Origin of the sequence: Neisseria sp. P0008.S010, from assembly GCF_051962715.1 — a bacterium.
Lineage (GTDB): Bacteria > Pseudomonadota > Gammaproteobacteria > Burkholderiales > Neisseriaceae > Neisseria > Neisseria elongata.
In genome coordinates, this window is the sequence record NZ_JBQCVA010000038.1 from 1 (window position 1) to 21,078 (window position 21,078).

The window sequence follows — 21,078 nt, forward strand, 5'->3', positions numbered from 1 at the left end:
TGCAGGAAAGGCCGTATGCTACCGCATACTGGCCTTTTTCTGTTATGGAAAGTTGCACTTCAAATGCGAATCCGCCGGCCTTAACCAAGTTAAGAAATATTGAGTTAAATCAAAAATAGGCAAAAGAATTTAAAAAACAGGTAATTACCGTATGTTATTCCGTATCGTTGATTGATACAATCATACTGATTGCAAAAACTTAATTTGCGATTTAAACCCAAAATATTTCAATATAACAAATCACAATGGAGTTAATTTCCTATGAAACGCCAACACTTCTTACTCCTGCCATTGACGCTGGCCCTAACCCAAGTTTGGGCAGCCGATGAACCTGTCGAACAAGATTCCGCACTTGCGCCCGTGGTCGTTACCGGCACGCAGCAGCAAAAGGCCAATACGGTCAAATTCAACCCGAAAGCCACCATCCAGCCCATGCCGGCCGGCGACGGTGCGGACTTGCTTCAGTCCGTGCCCAATATGAGCATCATCCGCAAAGGCGGCAGCTCGGGCGATCCGCTGTTCCGCGGCTTGGGCGGTTCGCGCCTGTCCGTCAATGCGGACGACCAGTTTATTTACGGCGGCTGCGGTATGCGTATGGACCCGCCGACCGCGTACATCCATCCCAACAGTTTTGACGAAGTGATTGTAACCAAAGGCCCGCAAACCGTTACGCAGGGCATGGGCTTGGTGAGCGGTTCCGTTCAATTTGTCCGCAAAAATCCTGATTTTTCTGAAAAACCCTACAATATAAACACGTCCGCCACAGTCGGCCGCCACGGCCGCCGCGACGGTTCGCTCGAAGCGGAATTCGGCGGCAAATACGCTTACGTCCGCACCAATATTTCGCACAACGAAGCGGACGACTACAAAGACGGTGCCGGCCACCACGTTCATTCCAACTTCAAGCGCGACAGCCAAATGCTGCAAGTCGGCATCACGCCGACCGAAAACACCACCATCGCCGGCACATACGAACGCAGCCGCGCGAAAGTCGCCTACGCCGACCGTAAGATGGACGGCAGCAAATTCGACCGCGACGCTTGGAACATCCGCTTCAGCCAACGCAGCATCACGCCTTGGTTCAGCGAACTCGAGCTGCGCTACGGTCAAAGCGAAATCGACCACGTTATGGACACCTACAGCCTGCGTAAAATTTACGACAATAACACGGGCATGCAGATTAAAAACGCCAACAACCCCAAACGCAACACCGATACAGGCCGTCTGAAAGCCACCTTCGACTGGGATACGGTCAATCTGCAAACAGGCATAGATTATCTGGATGACGTGCACGTTGCGCGTATGGAACGCGGCGGCGACGGTTACCGCCACAAGCCGTTCATGCCAAACCAGAGCTTCAAGCAATGGGGTATGTTTGCCGAAGCCGCATGGCAGCGTAACGAAAACCAAAAATGGGTAGCCGGCCTGCGCCACGACCAAGTCAAAGCGCATTACGATACCAACCGCGTTACCGACCCCGTATTGAAACATCAGAAATACAATCTGAATTCCGGCTTCCTGCGTTGGGAACAAACCGCCGGCAACCTGAAATATTACGCCGGTTTCGGCATTGCAGAGCGCGGGCCGGACTACTGGGAACGCCTGCATTCCGAAAACAAAATCGTTCGTCCCGAGCAAAACCGCCAGCTTGATGCGGGCATTATTTGGAAAAACGAAAACGTACAGGCTTCCGTATCCGTATTCGGCAGCCGCATCAACGACTTCATTCTGCTCGAAAGACGCGGCATGATGACCAACGTCCGTAATATTGATGCCAACCGCATCGGCGGCGAAGCCGAAATCAAATGGAAATTCGCCCCCAACTGGGAAATCGGCAGCAACTTGGCCTACACGCGCGGCAAAAACCGTACCGACAGCCGTCCGTTGGCGCAAACCCCGCCTCTAGAGTGGAACAACTCTCTGGCGTGGGATAACGGCAAATTCAGCGCAGGCGCACTCTGGCGCGTGGCGGCAGCGCAAAAACGCTATGCCGTCGGCCAAGGTAATATTGTCGGCCAAGACGTCGGCGCATCCGCCGGATTCGGCATACTGTCGCTCAATGCCGGCTGGCGCATCGCCAAATTCGCCACCCTGCAAGGCGGCGTGGACAATGTGTTCAACAAAACCTATGCCGAATTTGTCAGCAAAGGCGGCGATCCTTCTGCCGGAACGCAGACCACGCGCGTGAACGAGCCCGGCCGCACGGCTTGGTTGCGTTTGCAGATGCAGTTCTAATCCGAACCGTCAGGCCGTCTGAAAAAAACAAACCGTCTTTTCAGACGGCCTGTGATTAGGTTTATACAATTTTCATTCCGCGCTGTTTGCGGAAGCGGATTTTGCCCGCCCTGCAGTCCATAACTGGCGTTTCAGCTGCATCGTCGGCGACGTAAGGTCTGCTTCCGCAAACAGCGCGGTTTTTTCGGCACGGCGGTGCCGATTTTTTATTTTCCGTTCGTACTTATCAGGCGGGGGAAAAAGCGTCGGAGAAGAAGGCGTCGTTTTTCAGACGGCCTTGCCCCGTCAGTATTTCCTGCGCATCGGTAATCATGGCCGGCGAGCCGCAAGCGTATACCTGATGGGCGGACAGGTCGGGATGGTCGCGCAACACCTGTTGCTGGACATAGCCCCGCGCGCCGTTCCAGCTTTCATCCGCACGCGAGAGTACGGGCGTGAAGCGGCCGTTTTTCAGACGGCCTGTCAGTTCGGCGGCTTGTTCGGCGTAATATAGTTCGGCTTCGTTGCGGCCGCCCCAATAAAGGTGAACCTGCCGCTGCGATTGTTGTTCGATTAAGCGGAGCAGGATGCTTTGGATGGGGGCGAAACCGGTGCCGGTGGCTAATAGGATAATCGGCTGCGTCTCTTCTTCGTTCAGGGTAAACGTCCCCATCGGGCCGCGTACGCGCATGATGGTTTTCTCTTTAATCAGCCGGTCGTTGCCGAACAACATGCCGCTGAACAGGCCGCCTTCGCGTTTGCGGATGTGCAGTTCGAGCTGCTCTGCCTGCGAGGGGCTGCCGGCGAGAGAGTAGCTGCGGGTGTGTCCGTCTTTCAACAGGATGTCTATGTATTGGCCGGCGAGGAAGACGAACGGCGGCTTTTTCGGCATGTCGAGTTTGAGGATGGCGGTGTCGTGCAGGTATTCCACTGAAGCGACGCGTGCGGGCAGGGTTTTGACGGGTGGCATTTTGCTGCTGTTGTAGCCGGGGACGTTGAGCCGGATGTCGCCGCGCGGATAGCAGCAGCACATCAGGATTTTGTTTTGGGCCAGTTCTTCGGCGGGAAGGGCTTGTTCCGCGTGTTCGCCCTGTTCGAATTCTCCGGCGGCGATTTCGGCTTTGCACTGGCCGCAGATGCCGTTTTGGCAGGAGTGGGGCAGGTTGAATCCTTGGCGGCGCGCGGCGGCCAAGATGCTTTCGCCGTCGTCGGCTTCAAAGGTTTCGTTGTCGGGTGATAGGGTAATTGTGTGTTTCATGTTGTGGGTTTTAGGTGTGTTGAGGCCGTCTGAAAAATTTCGCTTCAGGGAAGCGGTGGTTTTCAGACGGCCCTATCAATGCCGTAAATGTTCGAAACGGAAAGGCGATACGGTATCGTTAATTGCCCGCACCGTTTCAGACGGCCTGATTATTGACCTTGCGGCAGGCCGACCATGGCGTCTTTCGGCATTTCGCCTGTGGCGGCCAGTTTGACGTCGAAAATCAGCACGGCGTTTTTCGGGATTTTTGAGTTGCGTGGAGGTTCGTTACCATAACCCAGTTCGGGCGGGATGTAGAGGGTGTATTCCGCACCTTCCTTCATCATCGGCAAGGCTTCCTGCCAGCCTTTAATCATGACGGGCAGCGGGAAGGCCATCGGTTCTTTGGCGTCGGCATTGCTGTCGAATACGGTGCCGTCGGTCAGTTTGCCGGTGTAGGTTACGCTGACCATCGAATCGGGTTTCGGATTTTTGCCGGTACCTTCTTTGATGACTTTGTATTGCAGGCCGGAGGCGGTGGTTTTCACGCCTTCTTTGGTGGCGTTTTCTTTCAGGAAGGCTTGTGCTTTGGCCAGTTCGGCTTGCGCATCTTTATCGGCGGCGGCCTGTGCCTTGGCTTGTTCTTTCTGCAGGAAGGCCATCATGATTTCGTTGGCCTGCTGCTCGCTGATGCGGGTTTCTTTGCCGGACACTACGTCTTCGATGGCTTGCGTGAAGAGTTTGATGTCGATGGCCGTGCCTTGCTCTTTCATTTTCTTGAAGCTGCGGCCGATGTCGATACCCATCGCGTAGCTGGCCTGCTGTTCGGGCGTGCCCAATGCCGAAGCGTCTTTGGCAGCGGCAGAAGCGGCGGTGTTGGCGGCCGAGCCCGAAGCGGCGGATGTTGCCGGAGTGGAGGTTTCTTGTTTGCAGGCGGCCAGCGCGCATGCGGCGGCCAGTGCGGTCAGGCTGAGTTTCAAAGTTTGTTTCATAATGGCTCTCTGTAAGGAACGGTAAAACAAGGAGCGGATTATACAAGCTTGGGAGGCAAAGGGAAGGCCGTCTGAAAATGTTGTTTTGCCGTTCGGCATATTTTTGCGTTTTTTGATGTACGGATGCGGAATTTCGCAAGGCAGGGAGGAAACTTTACACTATACGGGCTTTACTATATATTCCGTCCGACCGGCTTGGGTTTTGGCCGGACTGTTCAATTGCAGCCTTGTTTTAAGGTGTTTTATTCGAAGGAGAATCATATGAGCGATGCGGCAGGACGCGTACGCCACGAGGGTTTGCGTCAAAAAATCATTTCCGCCGAACAGGCGGCCGAATTTATTCAAAACGGAATGACCGTCGGCATCAGCGGTTTTACCGGGGCGGGTTATCCCAAAGCCGTGCCGGGTGCGGTAGCGGCCAAAGCGGAAGCCGCGCACGCTAAAGGAGAGGCTTTCAAAATCCGTATGATTACCGGTGCGTCTACCGCGGACGAATGTGACGGTGTGCTGGCGCGTGCGAACGCCATCGAATTCCGCAGCCCGTTCCAATCCGACCCCACTTTGCGTAATCAAATCAATGCGGGCGATGCCGCCTATATGGATGTCCATCTGTCGCATATCGAACAACAGGTTCGCGCGGGATTTTTCGGCGAAATGGACGTGGCCGTCATTGAAGTGGCCGGTATTACCGAAGACGGCAAGCTGATTCCCTCCCTCGGCGTCGGAACCAATGTAACGTGGCTGCAGAAAGCGAAAAAAGTTATTTTGGAAGTGAACGCACGCCAAAATGAAAAATTGGAGGGGATGGCCGATATTTACGACAGCGTCGGCTTGGCTCCGTTCCGCAAACCTATCCCGCTGACCGAGGCGGGCGGCCGTATCGCCACGCCTTATCTGCATTGCGATTTGGAAAAAATCGCCGGTATCGTTCTGACGGATGCGTCCGACCGCAACAGCAAGTTTGCCGAGCCGGACGAGATGTCGAAAAGCATTGCCGCACAAATCATCGATTTCTTTTCGCACGAAGTCAAAATGGGCAGGCTGCCGAAAAACCTGCTGCCTTTGCAGTCAGGCGTCGGCAACGTGGCAAACGCCGTGCTGGCTGGCTTGCAGGACGGCCCGTTCGACAATCTGACCGGTTTTACCGAAGTGCTGCAAGACGGGATGTTGGATTTGATTCTGAGCGGAAAAATGTTGTCCGCTTCGGCAACTGCATTGTCGTTCAGCCCGGACGCGCTCGACCGTTTCAATGAAAACATCGATTTTTTACGCAGCAAAATCATCCTGCGGCCGCAGGAAATTACCAACAATCCCGAATTGATCCGCCGCCTCGGCGTTATCGGCATGAACGCCATGATCGAAGCCGACATTTACGGCAACGTAAATTCTACCCATATCATGGGTACGAAGATGATGAACGGTATCGGCGGTTCGGGTGATTTCGCGCGCAACTCCTATCTGTCGTTCTTCGTTTCACCGTCGGTGGCCAAAGGCGGTGCGATTTCCTGTATCGTGCCCATGGTTTCCCACCACGACCACACAGAACACGACGTGATGGTGTTGGTAACCGAGCAGGGCTTGGCCGACTTGCGCGGTAAGTCTCCGCGCGAACGTGCCAAACTGATTATCGAAAACTGTTCACACCCCGACTATCGCGACCAATTGCGCGACTACTATGCCCGTGCGGAAAAAGCAGGCGGCCTGCATACGCCGCATTTGCTGAACGAGGCTTTGTCGTGGCATCAGCGGTTTGTTGAAACCGGCGATATGCGTGTGAAATAAGGTGTTACAGCTTCGCTATTAGGAGGGGCCGTCTGAAAATGTTTTTCAGACGGCCTTTTTTGATTAGGTAATCCGGCAGAAGGTATAATCGGCCGTTTTTATCTTGGTTTGAAAAAATGTTGGAATTTTACCTGCATCAGTTCGGCTTGGCGTTCATGGCCTTTTTCGCCATTATGAACCCAATATCCAGCCTGCCTGTCTATCTCAGCCTGACTGACGGCGACGACAGGAAAATGGCGCGGGCGGTGGCGCGTAAAGGTTTGATCATAGCTTTTATTATCGTGCTGGTGTTTGCCTTTGCCGGCCGCTTTATCTTTGAAATGTTCGGTATCACTTTGCCCGCATTGCGGATAGCGGGCGGAATCTTGGTATTCCTAATCGGCTTTCATATGGTGCAGGGCAATCGTTCGCCTATGCACCGCACCCCTGCCTCCGCCGAGCTGCAGGAAGACAGAAACGTGCTGTATCAGGAAAAAATGAACGTGGCCGTTTCGCCGTTGGGTACGCCGCTGCTCGCCGGGCCAGGTACGATTGCTACAGCGATGAACTTGTCTGCCGGCGATTCGCTGACCGGAACCTTGATTGTGGTCGGCGCATTTTCCCTGCTGTGTTTAATCACTTACACGCTGTTTCTCTTCGGTGCGCAAATCACGCGCCTGCTGGGGAAAAATGTGATGAACGTGGTCACGCGGATGATGGGTTTGATATTGGCCGTCATCGGTACACAGATGCTGGTGGCCGGTTTGAAGGGGGCGTTCCCCGTATTGGCCGGATAAGGATAAAGGCCGTCTGAAAACAGTTTCAGACGGCCTTTATCCTGTAATCGGAATAAAATCTCAGGCTTCTTCCGGATTTTCCCGCCACAAAACCAACAATTTGCCGATATGCTGTACCAGTTGCGCGTCTGTGGCGGCGCACAAGGCTTCGCACATCGCGATGCGCTCGGCGCGGTCGTCGCCCAAAACGCGTACTTTAATCAATTCGTGCGCCGTCAGGGCGGCATCGGTTTCTTTGATAACGGATTCGGTCAGGCCTTGCTGGCCGATCATGACCACGGGGTTGAGATGATGGGCGCGCGCCTTCAGTTCGAGTAGCTGTTTGCTGTCTGGTTTGTTGCTCATGTCGGTATGCTTGTCGGAAAAAAGCGGCATTCTACGCGAAAGCATCGGTTCCGTCATTCGGAGGCCGTCTGAAATCGTGTAGAATAGCCCGCTTTTACGAATTTAAATACCGGTGGGTACCTGAAATGGCGGCACGCTCGAAATCTTCTAAAGCATGGTTGAACGAACACGTCAACGACCATTACGTCCATCAGGCGCAGAAAGACGGCTATCGTGCGCGTGCCGCTTACAAGCTTCTGGAGATAAACGAGAAAGACCGTTTGATTCAGCCGGGGACGGTGTTGGCCGATTTGGGTAGCGCGCCGGGAAGCTGGTCGCAGGTAGCTGCGGAGCTGGCGGGCGAGAAGGGGGCGGTGTTCGCACTCGATATTCTGCCTATGGAGCCGATTGCGGGCGTTTCCTTTATTCAGGGCGATTTCCGCGAAGATGAAGTTTTGGCGCAATTCGAATCTTTGCTCGGCGACAGGCTGCTGGACCTTGTAATTTGCGATATGGCACCCAATATGAGCGGCCACGCGGTAACCGATCAGGCCAAAAGCCTTTATTTATGCGAGTTGGCACTGGATTTCGCACGCAACCATTTGAAGACGAACGGCCACTTTTTGGTGAAAGTCTTCCAGGGTGCGGGTTACACGGAATTTTTGGCGGAGATGCGTGCCGCCTTTTCTTCAGTGCAGACGCGTAAGCCCGGTGCTTCGCGCAACCGTTCCAGCGAGATTTACCTGCTAGGCAGAAATAAACGCTGACAAGCTATCGGGGGTGAATTAGAATGCCGCCCCTGTTTCTTTATTTATTTTTGGGAGTCCGTTTTTGTGAGGAGCATTGTAAAAAACCTGTTGATTTGGTCGGCCTTGATAGTCGGGTTGATGGCGGCTTTCAATGCCGTTAAGACGCAAAGGGAAGAGGCACGGCAGATTGAGTATTCCCAATTTGTCCAACAGGTCAATAAAGGCGAAATCGCCAGTGTAACGATAGAAGGTTCCGCACTGGCGGGCTATACGCTTAAAGGCGAGCGCACGGACAAAACCAAGTTTTCCACCAATGCGCCCATGGATTATCAGCTGGCTGACAGGCTTCTGGCGAAAAACATCCGTGTCCAGGTAACGCCGGAAGAACGTCAGGGTGTTTTGAGCAGCCTGTTCTTCAGCCTGCTGCCCGTCTTGCTGCTGATTGGCGCATGGTTCTACTTTATGCGGATGCAGACCGGCGGGGGAGGCAAAGGCGGTGCGTTCTCGTTCGGCAAGAGCCGCGCCAAATTGTTGGAAAGCGATTCCAATAAAGTAACCTTTGACGATGTGGCCGGTTGTGATGAGTCCAAAGAAGAAGTGCAGGAAATCGTCGACTATCTCAAAGCACCGAACCGCTATCAGAGTTTAGGCGGGCGGATGCCGCGCGGCATTTTGCTGGCGGGCAGCCCGGGTACGGGTAAAACCCTTTTGGCCAAAGCGATTGCCGGTGAAGCCGGTGTGCCGTTTTTCAGCATTTCCGGTTCGGATTTTGTCGAAATGTTCGTCGGCGTAGGTGCCAGCCGTGTGCGCGATATGTTCGAGCAGGCAAAGAAAAATGCGCCGTGCATCATCTTTATTGACGAAATCGATGCCGTCGGCCGCCAGCGCGGTGCCGGTTTGGGCGGCGGTAACGACGAACGCGAACAGACTTTGAACCAGCTTTTGGTGGAAATGGACGGTTTTGAAAGCAATCAGACCGTCATTGTGATTGCCGCGACCAACCGTCCGGACGTACTCGATCCCGCGCTGTTGCGCCCGGGCCGTTTCGACCGCCAAGTGGTGGTGCCGCTGCCCGATATCCGCGGCCGCGAACAAATTTTGAAAGTGCATGCGAAAAAAGTGCCGTTGGACGAATCAGTGGATTTGACTTCTTTGGCGCGCGGTACACCGGGTTTTTCCGGTGCGGACTTGGCCAACTTGGTCAATGAGGCCGCCCTGTTTGCCGGCCGCCGCAACAAGCTGAAAGTGGATCAGAGTGATTTTGAGGATGCCAAAGACAAAATTTACATGGGTCCCGAACGGCGCAGCATGGTTATGCACGAGGACGAAAAACGCGCCACTGCCTACCATGAATCCGGCCATGCGATTGTGGCGGAAAGCCTGGAAGGTACCGATCCGGTGCACAAGGTAACCATTATGCCGCGCGGCCGCGCTTTGGGTCTGACATGGCAGTTGCCGGAACGCGACCGCATCAGCATGTATAAAGACCAAATGCTGAACCAGATTGCGATTCTGTTCGGCGGACGCATTGCCGAAGACTTGTTTGTCGGCCGTATTTCCACCGGCGCGTCCAACGACTTCGAACGTGCCACCCAAATTGCCCGGGAAATGGTTACCCGCTACGGCATGAGCGAGAAAATGGGTGTGATGGTGTATGCCGAAAACGAGGGTGAGGTGTTCTTGGGCCGCAGCGTGACACGTTCGCAAAATATTTCCGAGAAAACCCAGCAGGATGTGGATGCGGAAATCCGTCGGATTTTGGACGAGCAATATGCGATTGCCTACAAAATCTTGGATGAAAACCGCGATAAGATGGAAACCATGACCCGCGCCCTGATTGAATGGGAAACCATAGAACGCGATCAGGTGCTGGAAATTATGGAAGGCAAACAACCCAGCCCGCCCAAGGATTACAGCCACAACATCCGCAAAGATGGCGAAGAAGCGGCAGAGCCTGCCGAGCAGGAACAGGCGGAACAGCCTGCCGAAGGCCGGACCGAGCAGCCTTCTGATCATTCAAGCGGCGAGGTTGCGTCCGATTCCGAGAATGGCGGTAAAGGACAAGAGTCTTCTGCCGATCAGTCGGAAAACAAATCCTAATAGCCGTATCTTTACCGAACAGCCTGTCGATGCAGGCTGTTTTTTTATTCGGCGGTTTTGCAAAAGCGGAAGGTTTGTCAGAACCCCTGCCGAAACAATGATAACGCGCAACCGAATGTTCAAACCGAATACATCAAGCCCGCCTGTTTCGTGCTTTCAGACGGCCTTCGCTATATAATGTCCGTTTTTTCAGACGGCGTGTGCAATGACGGACAATACGGTATGGCAGGCGGGGCGGTTTGCATTCGATTTGCGGCAGCCCAAAATAATGGGCATAGTCAATCTGACGCCGGATTCGTTTTCAGACGGCGGGACTTATTCCGCGAACCGGCAGGATGCCCTGCGCCATGCCGAAACGTTGTTGCGACAGGGTGCCGATATTTTGGATTTGGGCGGAGAGTCCACGCGCCCGGGGGCGGATTTTGTGCCGCCGGAAGAGGAATGGCGGCGTTTGGCCGCAGTATTGCCCGAATTGGTTGCTTGGAATGTCCCGCTCAGCATCGATACACGGCGGACGGTCATTATGCGCCGCCTGTTGGAAAATGGCTGGGCCGACATCATCAACGATGTGCAGGCTTTGGAAGACGAAGGCGCACCCGAATTGCTGGCGCAGCATCCCTCTGTCGGCATTTGCCTGATGCATATGCAGGGTTTGCCGCAATCGATGCAGGATAATCCGAGCTATCACGATGTGGTGGCGGAAGTAGCGGCTTATCTGAACGGCCGCGTCGAAGTGTGTATGGCGGCCGGGATTACGCGGCAGCGTTTGGTTTTGGATCCGGGTTTCGGCTTCGGTAAAACGCTGGAACACAACACCCTGTTGATGCGCCATCTGCGCGGATTGGCAGACAGGTGCGGCCTGCCGCTGCTGGCCGGCGTGTCGCGCAAACGGATGATAGGGGAATTGAGCGGCGTGGAGAGGCCGTCTGAAAGGGTGGCCGGAAGCGTGGCCGCTGCTTTGGCGGCTGCGGCGCGCGGTGCGAAAATCCTGCGGGTGCATGATGTCAAGGCGACTGCCGACGCACTGAAAGTCTGGCAGGCTTTGGGCGGAGAGATTGAGTAAACGGATTATTGGGTTTTCAGACGGCCTCAAACGATGGAGACCGTCTGAAAACGGAAGATTGGAAAATAAGCCGTCAAGGCTTGGAGAACGTTAATGGCAAAAAAATATTTCGGCACCGACGGCGTGCGCGGCGAAGTAGGGCAGTTTCCGATTACGCCCGAATTTGTATTGAAACTGGGCTATGCGGCCGGACGAGTGCTGGTGCATCACGACGGCAAAGGCCGTCCTGCGGTGCTTATCGGCAAAGACACCCGAATCTCCGGCTATATGCTGGAAGCCGCGCTGGTGGCGGGATTTACCGCGGCGGGTGTGAACGTCATCCAAACCGGCCCGCTGCCCACGCCCGGCGTGGCCTATCTGACCCGTGCGCTGCGTTTGGCGGCGGGCGTGATGATTTCCGCCTCTCATAATGCGTATGCCGACAACGGCATCAAATTCTTCGCCGCCGGCGGCGTGAAATTGAGCGACAAAATAGAATTGGAAATCGAAGCCGAGTTGGAAAAAGAAATGCGGACGAAACCTTCGTCCGAACTGGGTCGGGCGCGCAGAATCAGCGGTGCGGACGACCGCTACATCGAGTTTTGCAAATCCACCTTCCCCGGCCAGTTCGACCTGCGCGGCCTGAAATTGGTGGTGGATACCGCCAACGGCGCAGGCTACGGCGTCGCGCCCAAAGTGTTTCACGAGCTGGGGGCGGAAGTCGTGAGCATCGGCGACGAACCCAACGGCTACAACATCAACGACAAATGCGGTGCAACCCATCCGAAAACTTTGCAGGCGGCAGTGCTGCAAAGCGAAGCCGATTACGGCGTGGCACTGGACGGCGACGGTGACCGCCTGATGATGGTGGACAAAAACGGCAAAGTTTACGACGGCGACAAGCTGATTTACGTGATTGCCAAAGCACGGGCGAAAGAAGGGCAGACCTTCGGCGGCGTAGTCGGCACCGTGATGACCAATATGGCGATGGAACTGGCTTTGGCGGAGAAAAACATCCCCTTCGCCCGTGCCAAAGTCGGCGACCGCTATGTGTTGGAGCAATTAAACGAGCGCGGCTGGCAGATTGGCGGCGAGGCTTCCGGCCACATCCTCTGCATGGACAAACACAATACCGGCGACGGCATCATTTCCGCCCTTCAAGTGTTTGCCGCGCTGCAAGTGCTGGGTCAGGATTTGGAAACGGCGGTGGATTGGAAAGCCTTTCCGCAAACCATGATCAACGTCGGTATCCAAAAAGGCCAAGATTGGCAGGCGGCATCGGCTGCCGTGTTGGCCGAAGTGGAAAAAGAATTGGAAGGCAAGGGGCGCGTGGTACTGCGCGCTTCGGGCACCGAACCCGTTGTCCGCGTGATGGTGGAAGCGCGCCAGCTGGATTGGGCGCGCCAAGGGGCGGAACGGATTGCTGCCGCCATTCAAAATCCGGCTAAGAAATAGTCTCAGGCCGTCTGAAAGGCTGCGGGATGAGGTATAATCCGCCTGCTTTCAGACGGCTGAAACATGTTTTCAGACGGCCTGGACGGAGCGGTATCCAAGCCGCGTGTTTTTATTTGACCAAAACCACGGAAGAGAGCAGGGCTTATGGCCGCGCTGTTAGAAAGTTTTTTCCTCCAATACGGGTATGCAGCCGTATTCGCGGTATTGATTGCCTGCGGTTTCGGCGTTCCGATTCCCGAAGACATTACCTTGGTTACCGGCGGCATCATTTCGGGCTTGGGTTATACCGATGTGCACATCATGGTGGTTGTCGGCATGCTCGGAGTGCTGGCCGGCGACGGTTTGGTATTTGCTGCAGGTCGCATCTGGGGCGACAATATCCTTAAATTCCGCCCCATTGCCCGCGTGATGACGCCGAAACGTTACACACAGGTGGAGCAGAAATTCGAAAAATACGGCAACTGGGTGCTGTTTGTCGCCCGCTTCCTGCCCGGCTTGCGCACGCCGATTTTCATGACCGCCGGCATCAGCCGAAAAGTGTCGGTTTTGCGCTTCATCGTGATGGACGGGCTGGCCGCGCTGATTTCCGTGCCTGTTTGGGTTTATTTGGGTGATTACGGCGCGTCCAACCGCGAATGGCTGATGAAGACCGTGCATCAGCTCCAGCACGGACTGTTCGCCCTGATCGGCATCGGTGCGGTAATATTGGGCTGGTTCTGGTGGCGCAAACGCACGCGCAGCCGCTTTTTTCGCCAAAAAATTGCCGAAGTCCGCAGCAGGCGGCGCGGGGAAAAGTAAATACGCATAAAACATTATAGAAAAAGCAGCCTGAATGTTCCGTGTTCGGGCTGCTTTTTATGATTTTATGACGGGCCGGTGTTCGGCGGCTTTATCGGCCGTTCATGAACATCGTTTATCCGCGATATGAACACTCAAGAGAGGAAACCCGAATATGATGCACAAATTGCTCTTCATCCTTCTGTTTGCCGCTACGGCTGCTGCAGCGTCCGAACCGGCCAAAATCGCCCGATCCCCCGACGGTAATTTGGAAATCCTGCAAAAACAATCCGATGGCAGTTATGTGCTTTATACTCGCTATCGTGCAGGCCGTCTGAAAGAATGGACGGGCACGCCCCGCGAGCCTGAAATTAAATGGCACGGCAATACCGCCTCGGTGCACATTTCGGGCGGCAGCTATTCTTCGATAGACGAATTTACCGACGGCCGCCGCTGTTATACCGCCTCCAATTTGGTTGCCTTAAATGAAGCCGACGGCTGCTATTTGGGTACGGATGACAAAGGCCGCCTGGCTTTCGCCAAACTCTTCGACCCTGAAAACGCCGTCCGCCTGAATGTCCGGCCGAAAGACATGATGCGTACTGCCACCCCGCTTTCCACGCTTGATTATCAGGAGAGCCGTTTTCTGGCTAACGGTGATTTCCGGCTGGTTTACACCAACCGCGCCGAAGGCACTTCAACGCAAATATTCCGCCGGCCTTGTCAAACGGCGGGCAGGTAAGCGGCATAAAAAGGTTTTCAGACGGCCGTCTGAAAACCTTTTTTCCTGTGCGGTTGCCGTCCGTATGGCAGAAATGCCGTGTTTTTGTATTTTTCAGTTAAAATGAGTTGCCGTGCCGTAGCAGGCCGGGAAGCAGCGTTTCCCGAAACAATCACGATGCCTCCGCCCCGAAGGGCGGGGTTTCGACCGAAAAGGCAAACCGATGCATACCAAAACCCATAATATCTTTTTTGTCGGCCTGATGGGGGCGGGCAAAACCACCCTGGGACGGCAGTTGGCCAAGCAGCTGGGGCGGCCGTTTTACGACAGCGATCAAATCATTTGCGAACGCACCGGCGTATCGATACCCACCATTTTCGAAATGGAAGGCGAAGAGGGGTTCAGACTGCGCGAAACCGCCGTTATCGACGAGATGACCGCCTTATCGGGTATCGTGTTGGCTACCGGCGGCGGCGCGATAACGCGGGAGGAAAACCGCCGCTGCCTGCGCGGGCGCGGCACAGTGGTTTACCTTCATGCCAAGCCGGAAGTGCTGCTCGAACGCACGCGCTACGATAAAAACCGGCCGCTGCTGCAAGTGGCCGATCCGCTGGCGAAACTGGAAGCACTCTATGCCGCCCGCGATCCGCTTTACCGCCAAACCGCACATCTGGTTGTCGAAGCCGGCGGCGGCAATTGTCAGAAAAATGCCGCCGCCATTTTGCACATGCTACAGGACTGAATCATGCACACGCTTACCGTTGCCGCACCGTCGCACAGCTATCCCATCTTCATCGGCCAAAACCTGCTGGCCGGATTGGCGGGGCACATCCGCCCGTATATCGGCAAAAAAGCCGCCATCATTACCAATGAAACCGTCGCGCCGCTGTATCTGGCCGCCGTTCAGACGGCCTTGGACGAGTTGGGGACGGAACATTTCGCCGTCATCCTGCCCGACGGCGAGCAATTTAAAAACTGGCAGTCGCTCAATCATATTTACGACAAATTGCTGGAAAACCGGGCCGAACGCGGCACGACGCTGATTGCGCTCGGCGGCGGCGTAATCGGCGATACGGCGGGGTTTGCCGCCGCCACCTACCAGCGCGGCGCGCCCTTTATCCAGATACCGACCACATTGTTGAGCCAGGTCGATTCGTCTGTGGGCGGCAAAACCGCCGTCAATCATCCGTTGGGCAAGAATATGATCGGCGCGTTTTACCAGCCGCAGGCGGTGTTTGCCGATTTGGATGTTTTGTCCACGCTGCCGCCGCGCGAGTTTGTCGCCGGTATGGCCGAAGTGGTCAAATACGGCGTGTTGGGCGATGCCGAATTTTTGGACTGGCTGGAAGGGAATATGGCCGGGCTGATGGCGCAACAGCCCGATTTGCTGGCGCAGGCGGTGTATCACTGCTGTAAGATGAAGGCCGAAATCGTCGCTGCCGACGAAATCGAACGCGGCATCCGTGCCTGGCTGAACTTGGGGCATACGTTCGGCCATGCCATCGAAGCGGAAATGGGTTACGGCGTGTGGCTGCACGGCGAAGCGGTGGCGGCGGGCATGGTGTTGGCCTGCCGTTTGGCGGAACAGGAAGGCCGTCTGAAAGCGGCCGATACCGCCCGAATCGCTGCCTTGCTGCAACAGGCCGGTCTGCCTGCCGAACCGCCGCGCTTTCCTTTTGAACGTTGGATTGAGCATATGCGCCATGACAAAAAGGTCAGCGACGGTGTGATGCGGTTTGTCGGTTTGGACAAACTCGGCCGCGCCAATATTACCGCCATAAGCGATATGGAAATCTTGCGCCGCGTATTGCAGCCGTATTTGCCGGCATAAACTTTTTCAGACGGCCTCAGTTGCGATGAGGCCGTCTGAAAAAAGGAGGGTGTAAAATGCCTCATCGATTCCGATTGATACTGCGGGTTATATGGTTTCTTGTCTGGCGGTTGGCCGCATCCGCACTGGTCGGGCTGGCGGCGTTTTACCTGCTGCCGCCTTTGAAGGAGCAGTACGGCGGTGCGGCGGACAATGTAAACTTTTCCTTCCACATCATCGTCCGCAACGATAACGGTAACGGCTGGGCAGTCAAACGGTGGGAAGAATTCGACGTCGGCCGGGACAGGGTATGGACGGAAACTTTGGAGAGCGATTATTGCGGGCGATTGAAAGTTACCTGCCGTCTGGATAAGGTCGGGGCGGACGAGTATGAATTGGTTCGTACAGACCCTGTCGGCACGCAGATCAGCCGCTATCGCCTTGAAAATACCCGTCCCAAACCTTTGGCCTATACTGCCGATTCGGTTTTTGCACACATGGATGCCGGATTGAGCTGTGCCGTGTTCGCCCTGCTGCTGACCCTGATACCGCCGTTTTACCGCCTCTGGCGGCGCGACAAGGAAATTCAGGCGGCTGCTCGGCGGGGTAAAACATGATTAGCGATTGTTTAGCCTGTTTCGCAGAATATACATTTCAACGGCATCCGTCCTTTTCCTGACAGTTGCAGTTTTGCCAAACCCGTGCTTTCAGACGGCCCGAATCCCGATGAGGCCGTCTGAAAACCTCAAACCCGACGCAAGGAGTCCGTCATGCTGCCCCCGCATCCGCTGCATTCCCTGTTTGCCGCACGGCATATCGCCGTTATCGGAGCCAGCCAGCGTTCCGAAACTTTAGGCGGCCGCGTGTTTGCCTCCATGCTGAACCACCCCTTTCAAGGGCGGCTGACGCCGGTGAATTTGCGTCATCCGACGGTGGCCGGTTTGCAGGCCTATGCCCAAATCAGCCAGATTGACGACAAGCCGGATGCGGCGGTTGCAGTCTGCCATGCCTCCGCCCACCCCGGCATTGCCGCCGCCTGCATCCGCCTGCGTATCCCGCATTTATTGTGCATTGCGGACGACGGCGGTTACGACGGGGAATCGCTGGCACGCCTGCAGAAAGCTGCCGCTTCGGGCAGGACGCAGATTACCCTGTGCAGTGCCGACGGCTTCAACCTGCCCGCGCAAAATCTTTATGCCAACGCATATTCACACGCTCCCGAGGCGGGGAAAATCGCCATCGTCGGTTTCGCGGCGGGCTTTTGCAGCGATGTGATGCAATATCTTCGCGATTCGCCGGCCGGATACAGTTTTACGGTAAACCTGACCGGGCAGCTTGTAACGCCGTTGCCGTGGCTGGATTGGTTTCGCGAAGATGCGGGCAGCCATATTTTGATTGTCCAATACCCGGCCCAACCCGATGCCGCCTTTTTCAGCACCTTGCGGCAGGCAGCGCAACGGAAAAACGTCATTCTGTACACGGGGCGGAGCATGTGCGGACGCGAGAAACAGATTGCGCGCCACTTGGCCGAACGCAGCGGCGCCTTGCCTGCGTTTGCCCCCGACGAACTCCGTGCGGCCGTTTGGGCGGCGCAAATGCCGCGCAAACTTCGTTCCGGCAGCCTGCATGTGCTGTCGGACAGCGAGGCAGGCTGGCTGTGCGACACGGCTGAGGAAAGCAGCCTGAAGGTGCACTGCCTTCCCGCCGTCGGCCGACATTCCAACGCCCTGGTGTGGCGCGACACTGCCGCCGCCGCGTTGCAGCAGGAAAATTGCCGCGCCCTGTTGGTACAGACCGACGGCGGGCGTAATACCGTTTCCCAGCTGATGCAGTTACAGCAGCAGAGCGAAACGCCGCTGTATCTGGTTTCCCCGTTTTCAGACGGCCTCTTCGGCTTCCAAAACCCGCAACAGGCCTTGGCCGCCGTTGCGGCGCAAAACAGCTGGCAACGGCTGAGGCGGCGGCAGCAAACCGCAGCCAAACCGCCCCATTCTCCGCCTGTTCCGCCGAATCTGCCGCAGGCGCGGCAGTATGCGGGCAACGGCCGCGACTTCCTTGCCGTACTGCACCTGCCGCCGCAAGAAGGGCAAAACCTTTTTTCAGACGGCCTGCTGACTTACACCGTCGAACCGCATTACGGCGCAGTATTGCATGCCGAATGCGGAAGCAGGCAGTCGGTACTGTTGCCGCCTTTCGATACTGCCGACGCACGCCGTTTGTGCCGCCTGTTCGGGCAGCGCAAATTGGCGGCGGCGTTGGAACAGGTGCTGTATTCCTTTAACCACGCCGCTTATCGGTTGCTGCCTTTGCGGGCGGTGCGTATCGGCGTCGATTCCGAAAATGCGGTAATGCAAACTAGGGATTTCGTTTGGAATGAGGATGAAGGCGGTGCCAGCCAACCCCTGCCGCTGTTGCCCGAAGCACCGTTTTCAGACGGCCGTTTTTTCAGTGCGCGCAACGGCGAAATCCTCCTGATCCGCCACTTGCTGCCGGAAGATGCCGATGCATTGCAGCAATTTGTCCGCAGCCTGAGCGATGCGGATCGGAAAAGCCGGTTTATGAATGCGGTTAAGGAATTGTCCGCCGCCCAACTGGCGCAGTTCAGCCGGACGGATTACGCACGGGAAACCGCTTTGGCCGCCTTTTCGGGCAACGGGGAAATCGTCGGCTGGGCGCAGTATGGCTGCCTCCGTTTCCCCGATGCATGCGAATTTTCGATTACCGTGTCGGAAAGCATGAAAGGGCAGGGGTTGGCGGTACACCTGATGGAAGAATTGATTGCCTGCGCCAAAAAGCAGGGCTACCGGTCAATGTGTGCCGAAATCCTTGCAGAAAACACGGCCATGCTCGGTTTGGCGGCCAAATTGGGCTTTCAGTCCGAACCTTCCGCGGAAGACAAGCAGCTTTTTACTTCCGTACTGACATGGCAAAAAGAAAGCCGTCGCAGGCTGCCGAAATAAATACTTGCATCCGTAGCGGAAAATGGCCTAAAATCGCCCGTTTTCTGTATATCCGAATTTTAATCAAGGAAATCGAACATGGTAGTTATCCGTTTGGCCCGTGGCGGCTCAAAAAAACGTCCTTTTTACAACATTGTGGCAACTGACCGCCGCAACCGCCGCGACGGCCGTTTCATCGAGCGCGTAGGTTTTTACAATCCTGTTGCAAACGAAAAACAGGAACGCGTGCGCTTGGATACCGAGCGTCTGAACCACTGGATCGCGCAGGGCGCGCAGTTGAGCGAATCCGTTGCCAAACTGGTTAAAGAGCAACAGGCAGCCGCTTAATTCCCTATGAAACCCGAAACTCAATGGGTAGCCATGGGCTACATCAAAGGCGCATTCGGCGTAAAAGGCTGGGTAAAAGTAGCCGCAGATACCGAATATGGCGACAGCCTGCTGGACTACCCGGAGTGGCGTTTGCGTAAAGACGAAGATGTCCGTACCGTTGCCGTCGAAAGCGGCAAACTGAACGGCGACGGCCTTCAAGTCAAATTCTCAGGAATAGACGATCGTGATGCGGCGCATCTGTTGCGCGGCTACACGGTGGAAATCAGCCGGGAAGATTTTGCCCCCGCCGATGAAGACGAATATTACTGGGCCGATTTGGTCGGCATGACCGTAACCAACCGTGAAGGCAACGTCCTCGGCGTTGTCGATAATATGATGGAAACCGGTGCCCACGATATTTTGGTGGTGCGGGGTGAATACGGTCAGAAACTGATTCCCTTCGTCGGGCAGTTTATTGACGATGTCAATCGGGAAAGTAAAACGATTATTGCCGATTGGGGCTTGGATTATTGATGAAAATCCAAGCGATTACCCTGTTCCCTGAAATGTTCGACAGCATTACCGGTTATGGTGTAACCGGCAGGGCGGCCAAGCAGGGGGTGTGGCAATTTTCCACCATCAATCCTCGCCGTTTTGCAGATAACAAACTCGGCTACATAGACGACCGGCCTTTCGGCGGCGGGCCCGGAATGATTATGATGGCGCCGCCCTTAAAGGCAGCGATTGATGCCGCACAGGCTGAAACCATATCCGGCCGCGGCCGGGTGATTTATCTCAGTCCGCAAGGTAGCCCGCTGACACATGGCAAAGTATCCGAACTGGCTCGTCTGGATGATTTGATTTTGTTGTGCGGCCGTTATGAAGGTATAGACGAACGTTTGCTGCAAAGCAGCGTAGATGAAGAAATCAGTATCGGCGATTTTGTCGTATCCGGCGGCGAATTGCCTGCCATGATGCTGATGGATGCAGTATTAAGATTGGTTCCGGGTGTGTTGGGCGATATGCAGTCTGCCGAGCAGGATTCTTTTTCAGACGGCCTGCTGGATTGTCCCCACTACACCAAACCATTGGAATTTCAAGGCATGGTTGTTCCGGAGGTGTTACGTTCTGGAAATCATGGTTTGATTGCGCGGTGGCGGCTGAAACAGTCGTTGCAACGCACTTTGGCGCGCCGGCCCGATTTGCTGGCCAGGCGCAGTTTAATCCCACAGGAAGCCCGCCTCTTGCAGGAGATAGAGCAAGAGCAACAGGCAATCCCATTAGACTTAGGAAATAAACAATGAATCTGATTCAACAATTGGAACAAGAAGAAATTGCCCGCCTGGGTAAAACCATCCCTGAATTCGCGCCAGGCGACACCGTTGTCGTGCATGTCCGTGTAGTTGAGGGCAACCGCAGCCGTTTGCAGGCTTATGAAGGTGTAGTCATCTCCCGCCGCAACCGTGGTTTGAACAGCAACTTTATCGTGCGCAAAATTTCCAGCGGCGAAGGTGTGGAACGTACTTTCCAACTGTATTCTCCGACTGTAGAAAAAATCGAAGTGAAACGCCGTGGTGATGTACGCCGTGCCAAACTGTACTATCTGCGCGGCCTGACTGGTAAAGCCGCCCGTATTAAAGAAAAACTGCCTGCCCGTAAAGGTTAAGGATTTTTCTGCAAAAACCTGCCGTTTAAACGGTAGGTTTTTTTGTATTGGAAAATTTAAACTTTTTGAGATATTGATTTGAATGAGTTTATTAGACCTCTTGCGAAAATATTCATCCCATCGCATTAATCAGTCCTGCAATCAGATTTACCCTTAACCCGAAC

20 protein-coding genes are annotated in these 21,078 nt (G+C 55.3%); 17 read left to right on the top strand and 3 right to left on the bottom strand.

What is annotated here, in order from left to right:
- The first annotated feature begins 261 nt into the window (after positions 1–261).
- Positions 262–2,235, top strand: a complete 1,974-nt coding sequence (locus tag ACTHSL_RS09350) for a TonB-dependent copper receptor (protein ID WP_440381193.1) — start codon at positions 262–264, stop codon at positions 2,233–2,235.
- A gap of 226 nt (positions 2,236–2,461) precedes the next feature.
- On the opposite strand, the gene ACTHSL_RS09355 is transcribed toward ACTHSL_RS09350, so the two are convergent.
- On the bottom strand, positions 2,462–3,472 hold the full coding sequence (locus ACTHSL_RS09355) for a 2Fe-2S iron-sulfur cluster-binding protein (protein ID WP_440381194.1): 1,011 nt from the start codon (positions 3,470–3,472) through the stop codon (positions 2,462–2,464).
- Positions 3,473–3,621: 149 nt separating this feature from the next.
- Positions 3,622–4,443, bottom strand: a complete 822-nt coding sequence (locus ACTHSL_RS09360) for an FKBP-type peptidyl-prolyl cis-trans isomerase N-terminal domain-containing protein (RefSeq protein WP_440381195.1) — start codon at positions 4,441–4,443, stop codon at positions 3,622–3,624.
- Positions 4,444–4,704: 261 nt separating this feature from the next.
- On the opposite strand from ACTHSL_RS09360, the gene ACTHSL_RS09365 reads away from it, so the two are divergent.
- The gene (locus tag ACTHSL_RS09365; protein WP_440381196.1) at positions 4,705–6,225 is read left to right on the top strand and encodes an acetyl-CoA hydrolase/transferase family protein; all 1,521 of its coding nucleotides are present in this window, start codon (positions 4,705–4,707) and stop codon (positions 6,223–6,225) included.
- 116 nt (positions 6,226–6,341) lie between these two features.
- A complete protein-coding gene (locus tag ACTHSL_RS09370) occupies positions 6,342–7,001 on the top strand; it encodes a MarC family protein (RefSeq protein WP_440381197.1) in 660 nt (219 codons plus the stop codon).
- A 60-nt stretch (positions 7,002–7,061) separates the two neighbouring features.
- Here ACTHSL_RS09370 and yhbY read toward each other — a convergent pair whose 3' ends face one another.
- Complete coding sequence (gene yhbY / locus ACTHSL_RS09375) at positions 7,062–7,346, bottom strand: ribosome assembly RNA-binding protein YhbY (protein WP_107854064.1); 285 nt, start codon at positions 7,344–7,346, stop codon at positions 7,062–7,064.
- A gap of 125 nt (positions 7,347–7,471) precedes the next feature.
- Here yhbY and ACTHSL_RS09380 point away from each other — a divergent pair, with 125 nt between their 5' ends.
- From ACTHSL_RS09380 to rplS, 14 genes are all read left to right on the top strand, one after another.
- The gene (locus tag ACTHSL_RS09380; RefSeq protein ID WP_107854035.1) at positions 7,472–8,092 is read left to right on the top strand and encodes an RlmE family RNA methyltransferase; all 621 of its coding nucleotides are present in this window, start codon (positions 7,472–7,474) and stop codon (positions 8,090–8,092) included.
- 120 nt (positions 8,093–8,212) lie between these two features.
- Positions 8,213–10,174 carry an ATP-dependent zinc metalloprotease FtsH gene (ftsH, locus tag ACTHSL_RS09385; protein ID WP_440381207.1) on the top strand — a complete coding sequence of 654 codons (1,962 nt, stop codon included), beginning with the start codon at positions 8,213–8,215 and terminating at the stop codon, positions 10,172–10,174.
- Positions 10,175–10,379: 205 nt separating this feature from the next.
- Positions 10,380–11,237, top strand: a complete 858-nt coding sequence (gene folP, locus ACTHSL_RS09390) for a dihydropteroate synthase (RefSeq protein ID WP_440381198.1) — start codon at positions 10,380–10,382, stop codon at positions 11,235–11,237.
- 93 nt (positions 11,238–11,330) lie between these two features.
- Positions 11,331–12,671, top strand: coding sequence for a phosphoglucosamine mutase (gene glmM, locus ACTHSL_RS09395; protein WP_440381199.1), 1,341 nt, complete (start codon positions 11,331–11,333; stop codon positions 12,669–12,671).
- A gap of 144 nt (positions 12,672–12,815) precedes the next feature.
- Complete coding sequence (locus tag ACTHSL_RS09400) at positions 12,816–13,469, top strand: DedA family protein (protein ID WP_003772285.1); 654 nt, start codon at positions 12,816–12,818, stop codon at positions 13,467–13,469.
- Positions 13,470–13,623: 154 nt separating this feature from the next.
- Complete coding sequence (locus tag ACTHSL_RS09405; protein WP_440381200.1) at positions 13,624–14,190, top strand: hypothetical protein; 567 nt, start codon at positions 13,624–13,626, stop codon at positions 14,188–14,190.
- A gap of 202 nt (positions 14,191–14,392) precedes the next feature.
- Positions 14,393–14,911, top strand: a complete 519-nt coding sequence (locus ACTHSL_RS09410; protein WP_440381201.1) for a shikimate kinase — start codon at positions 14,393–14,395, stop codon at positions 14,909–14,911.
- 3 nt (positions 14,912–14,914) lie between these two features.
- Positions 14,915–16,000 (top strand): 3-dehydroquinate synthase, encoded by a 1,086-nt coding sequence (gene aroB, locus ACTHSL_RS09415; RefSeq protein WP_440381202.1) that lies wholly within the window; start codon positions 14,915–14,917, stop codon positions 15,998–16,000.
- Between the two features lie 56 nt (positions 16,001–16,056).
- Positions 16,057–16,596 carry a hypothetical protein gene (locus tag ACTHSL_RS09420; RefSeq protein ID WP_440381203.1) on the top strand — a complete coding sequence of 180 codons (540 nt, stop codon included), beginning with the start codon at positions 16,057–16,059 and terminating at the stop codon, positions 16,594–16,596.
- A gap of 153 nt (positions 16,597–16,749) precedes the next feature.
- The gene (locus ACTHSL_RS09425; protein ID WP_440381204.1) at positions 16,750–18,939 is read left to right on the top strand and encodes a GNAT family N-acetyltransferase; all 2,190 of its coding nucleotides are present in this window, start codon (positions 16,750–16,752) and stop codon (positions 18,937–18,939) included.
- 78 nt (positions 18,940–19,017) lie between these two features.
- Positions 19,018–19,266: a 30S ribosomal protein S16 gene (gene rpsP, locus ACTHSL_RS09430; RefSeq protein WP_003772296.1), complete on the top strand. Its 249-nt coding sequence runs from the start codon at positions 19,018–19,020 to the stop codon at positions 19,264–19,266.
- Between the two features lie 6 nt (positions 19,267–19,272).
- Positions 19,273–19,782, top strand: coding sequence for a ribosome maturation factor RimM (gene rimM, locus ACTHSL_RS09435; protein WP_440381205.1), 510 nt, complete (start codon positions 19,273–19,275; stop codon positions 19,780–19,782).
- Positions 19,782–20,552, top strand: coding sequence for a tRNA (guanosine(37)-N1)-methyltransferase TrmD (gene trmD / locus ACTHSL_RS09440; protein ID WP_440381206.1), 771 nt, complete (start codon positions 19,782–19,784; stop codon positions 20,550–20,552). Before rimM ends, trmD begins: the two co-directional genes overlap by 1 nt.
- Positions 20,549–20,914 carry a 50S ribosomal protein L19 gene (rplS, locus tag ACTHSL_RS09445; RefSeq protein WP_107854028.1) on the top strand — a complete coding sequence of 122 codons (366 nt, stop codon included), beginning with the start codon at positions 20,549–20,551 and terminating at the stop codon, positions 20,912–20,914. Before trmD ends, rplS begins: the two co-directional genes overlap by 4 nt.
- Positions 20,915–21,078: the final 164 nt, after the last annotated feature.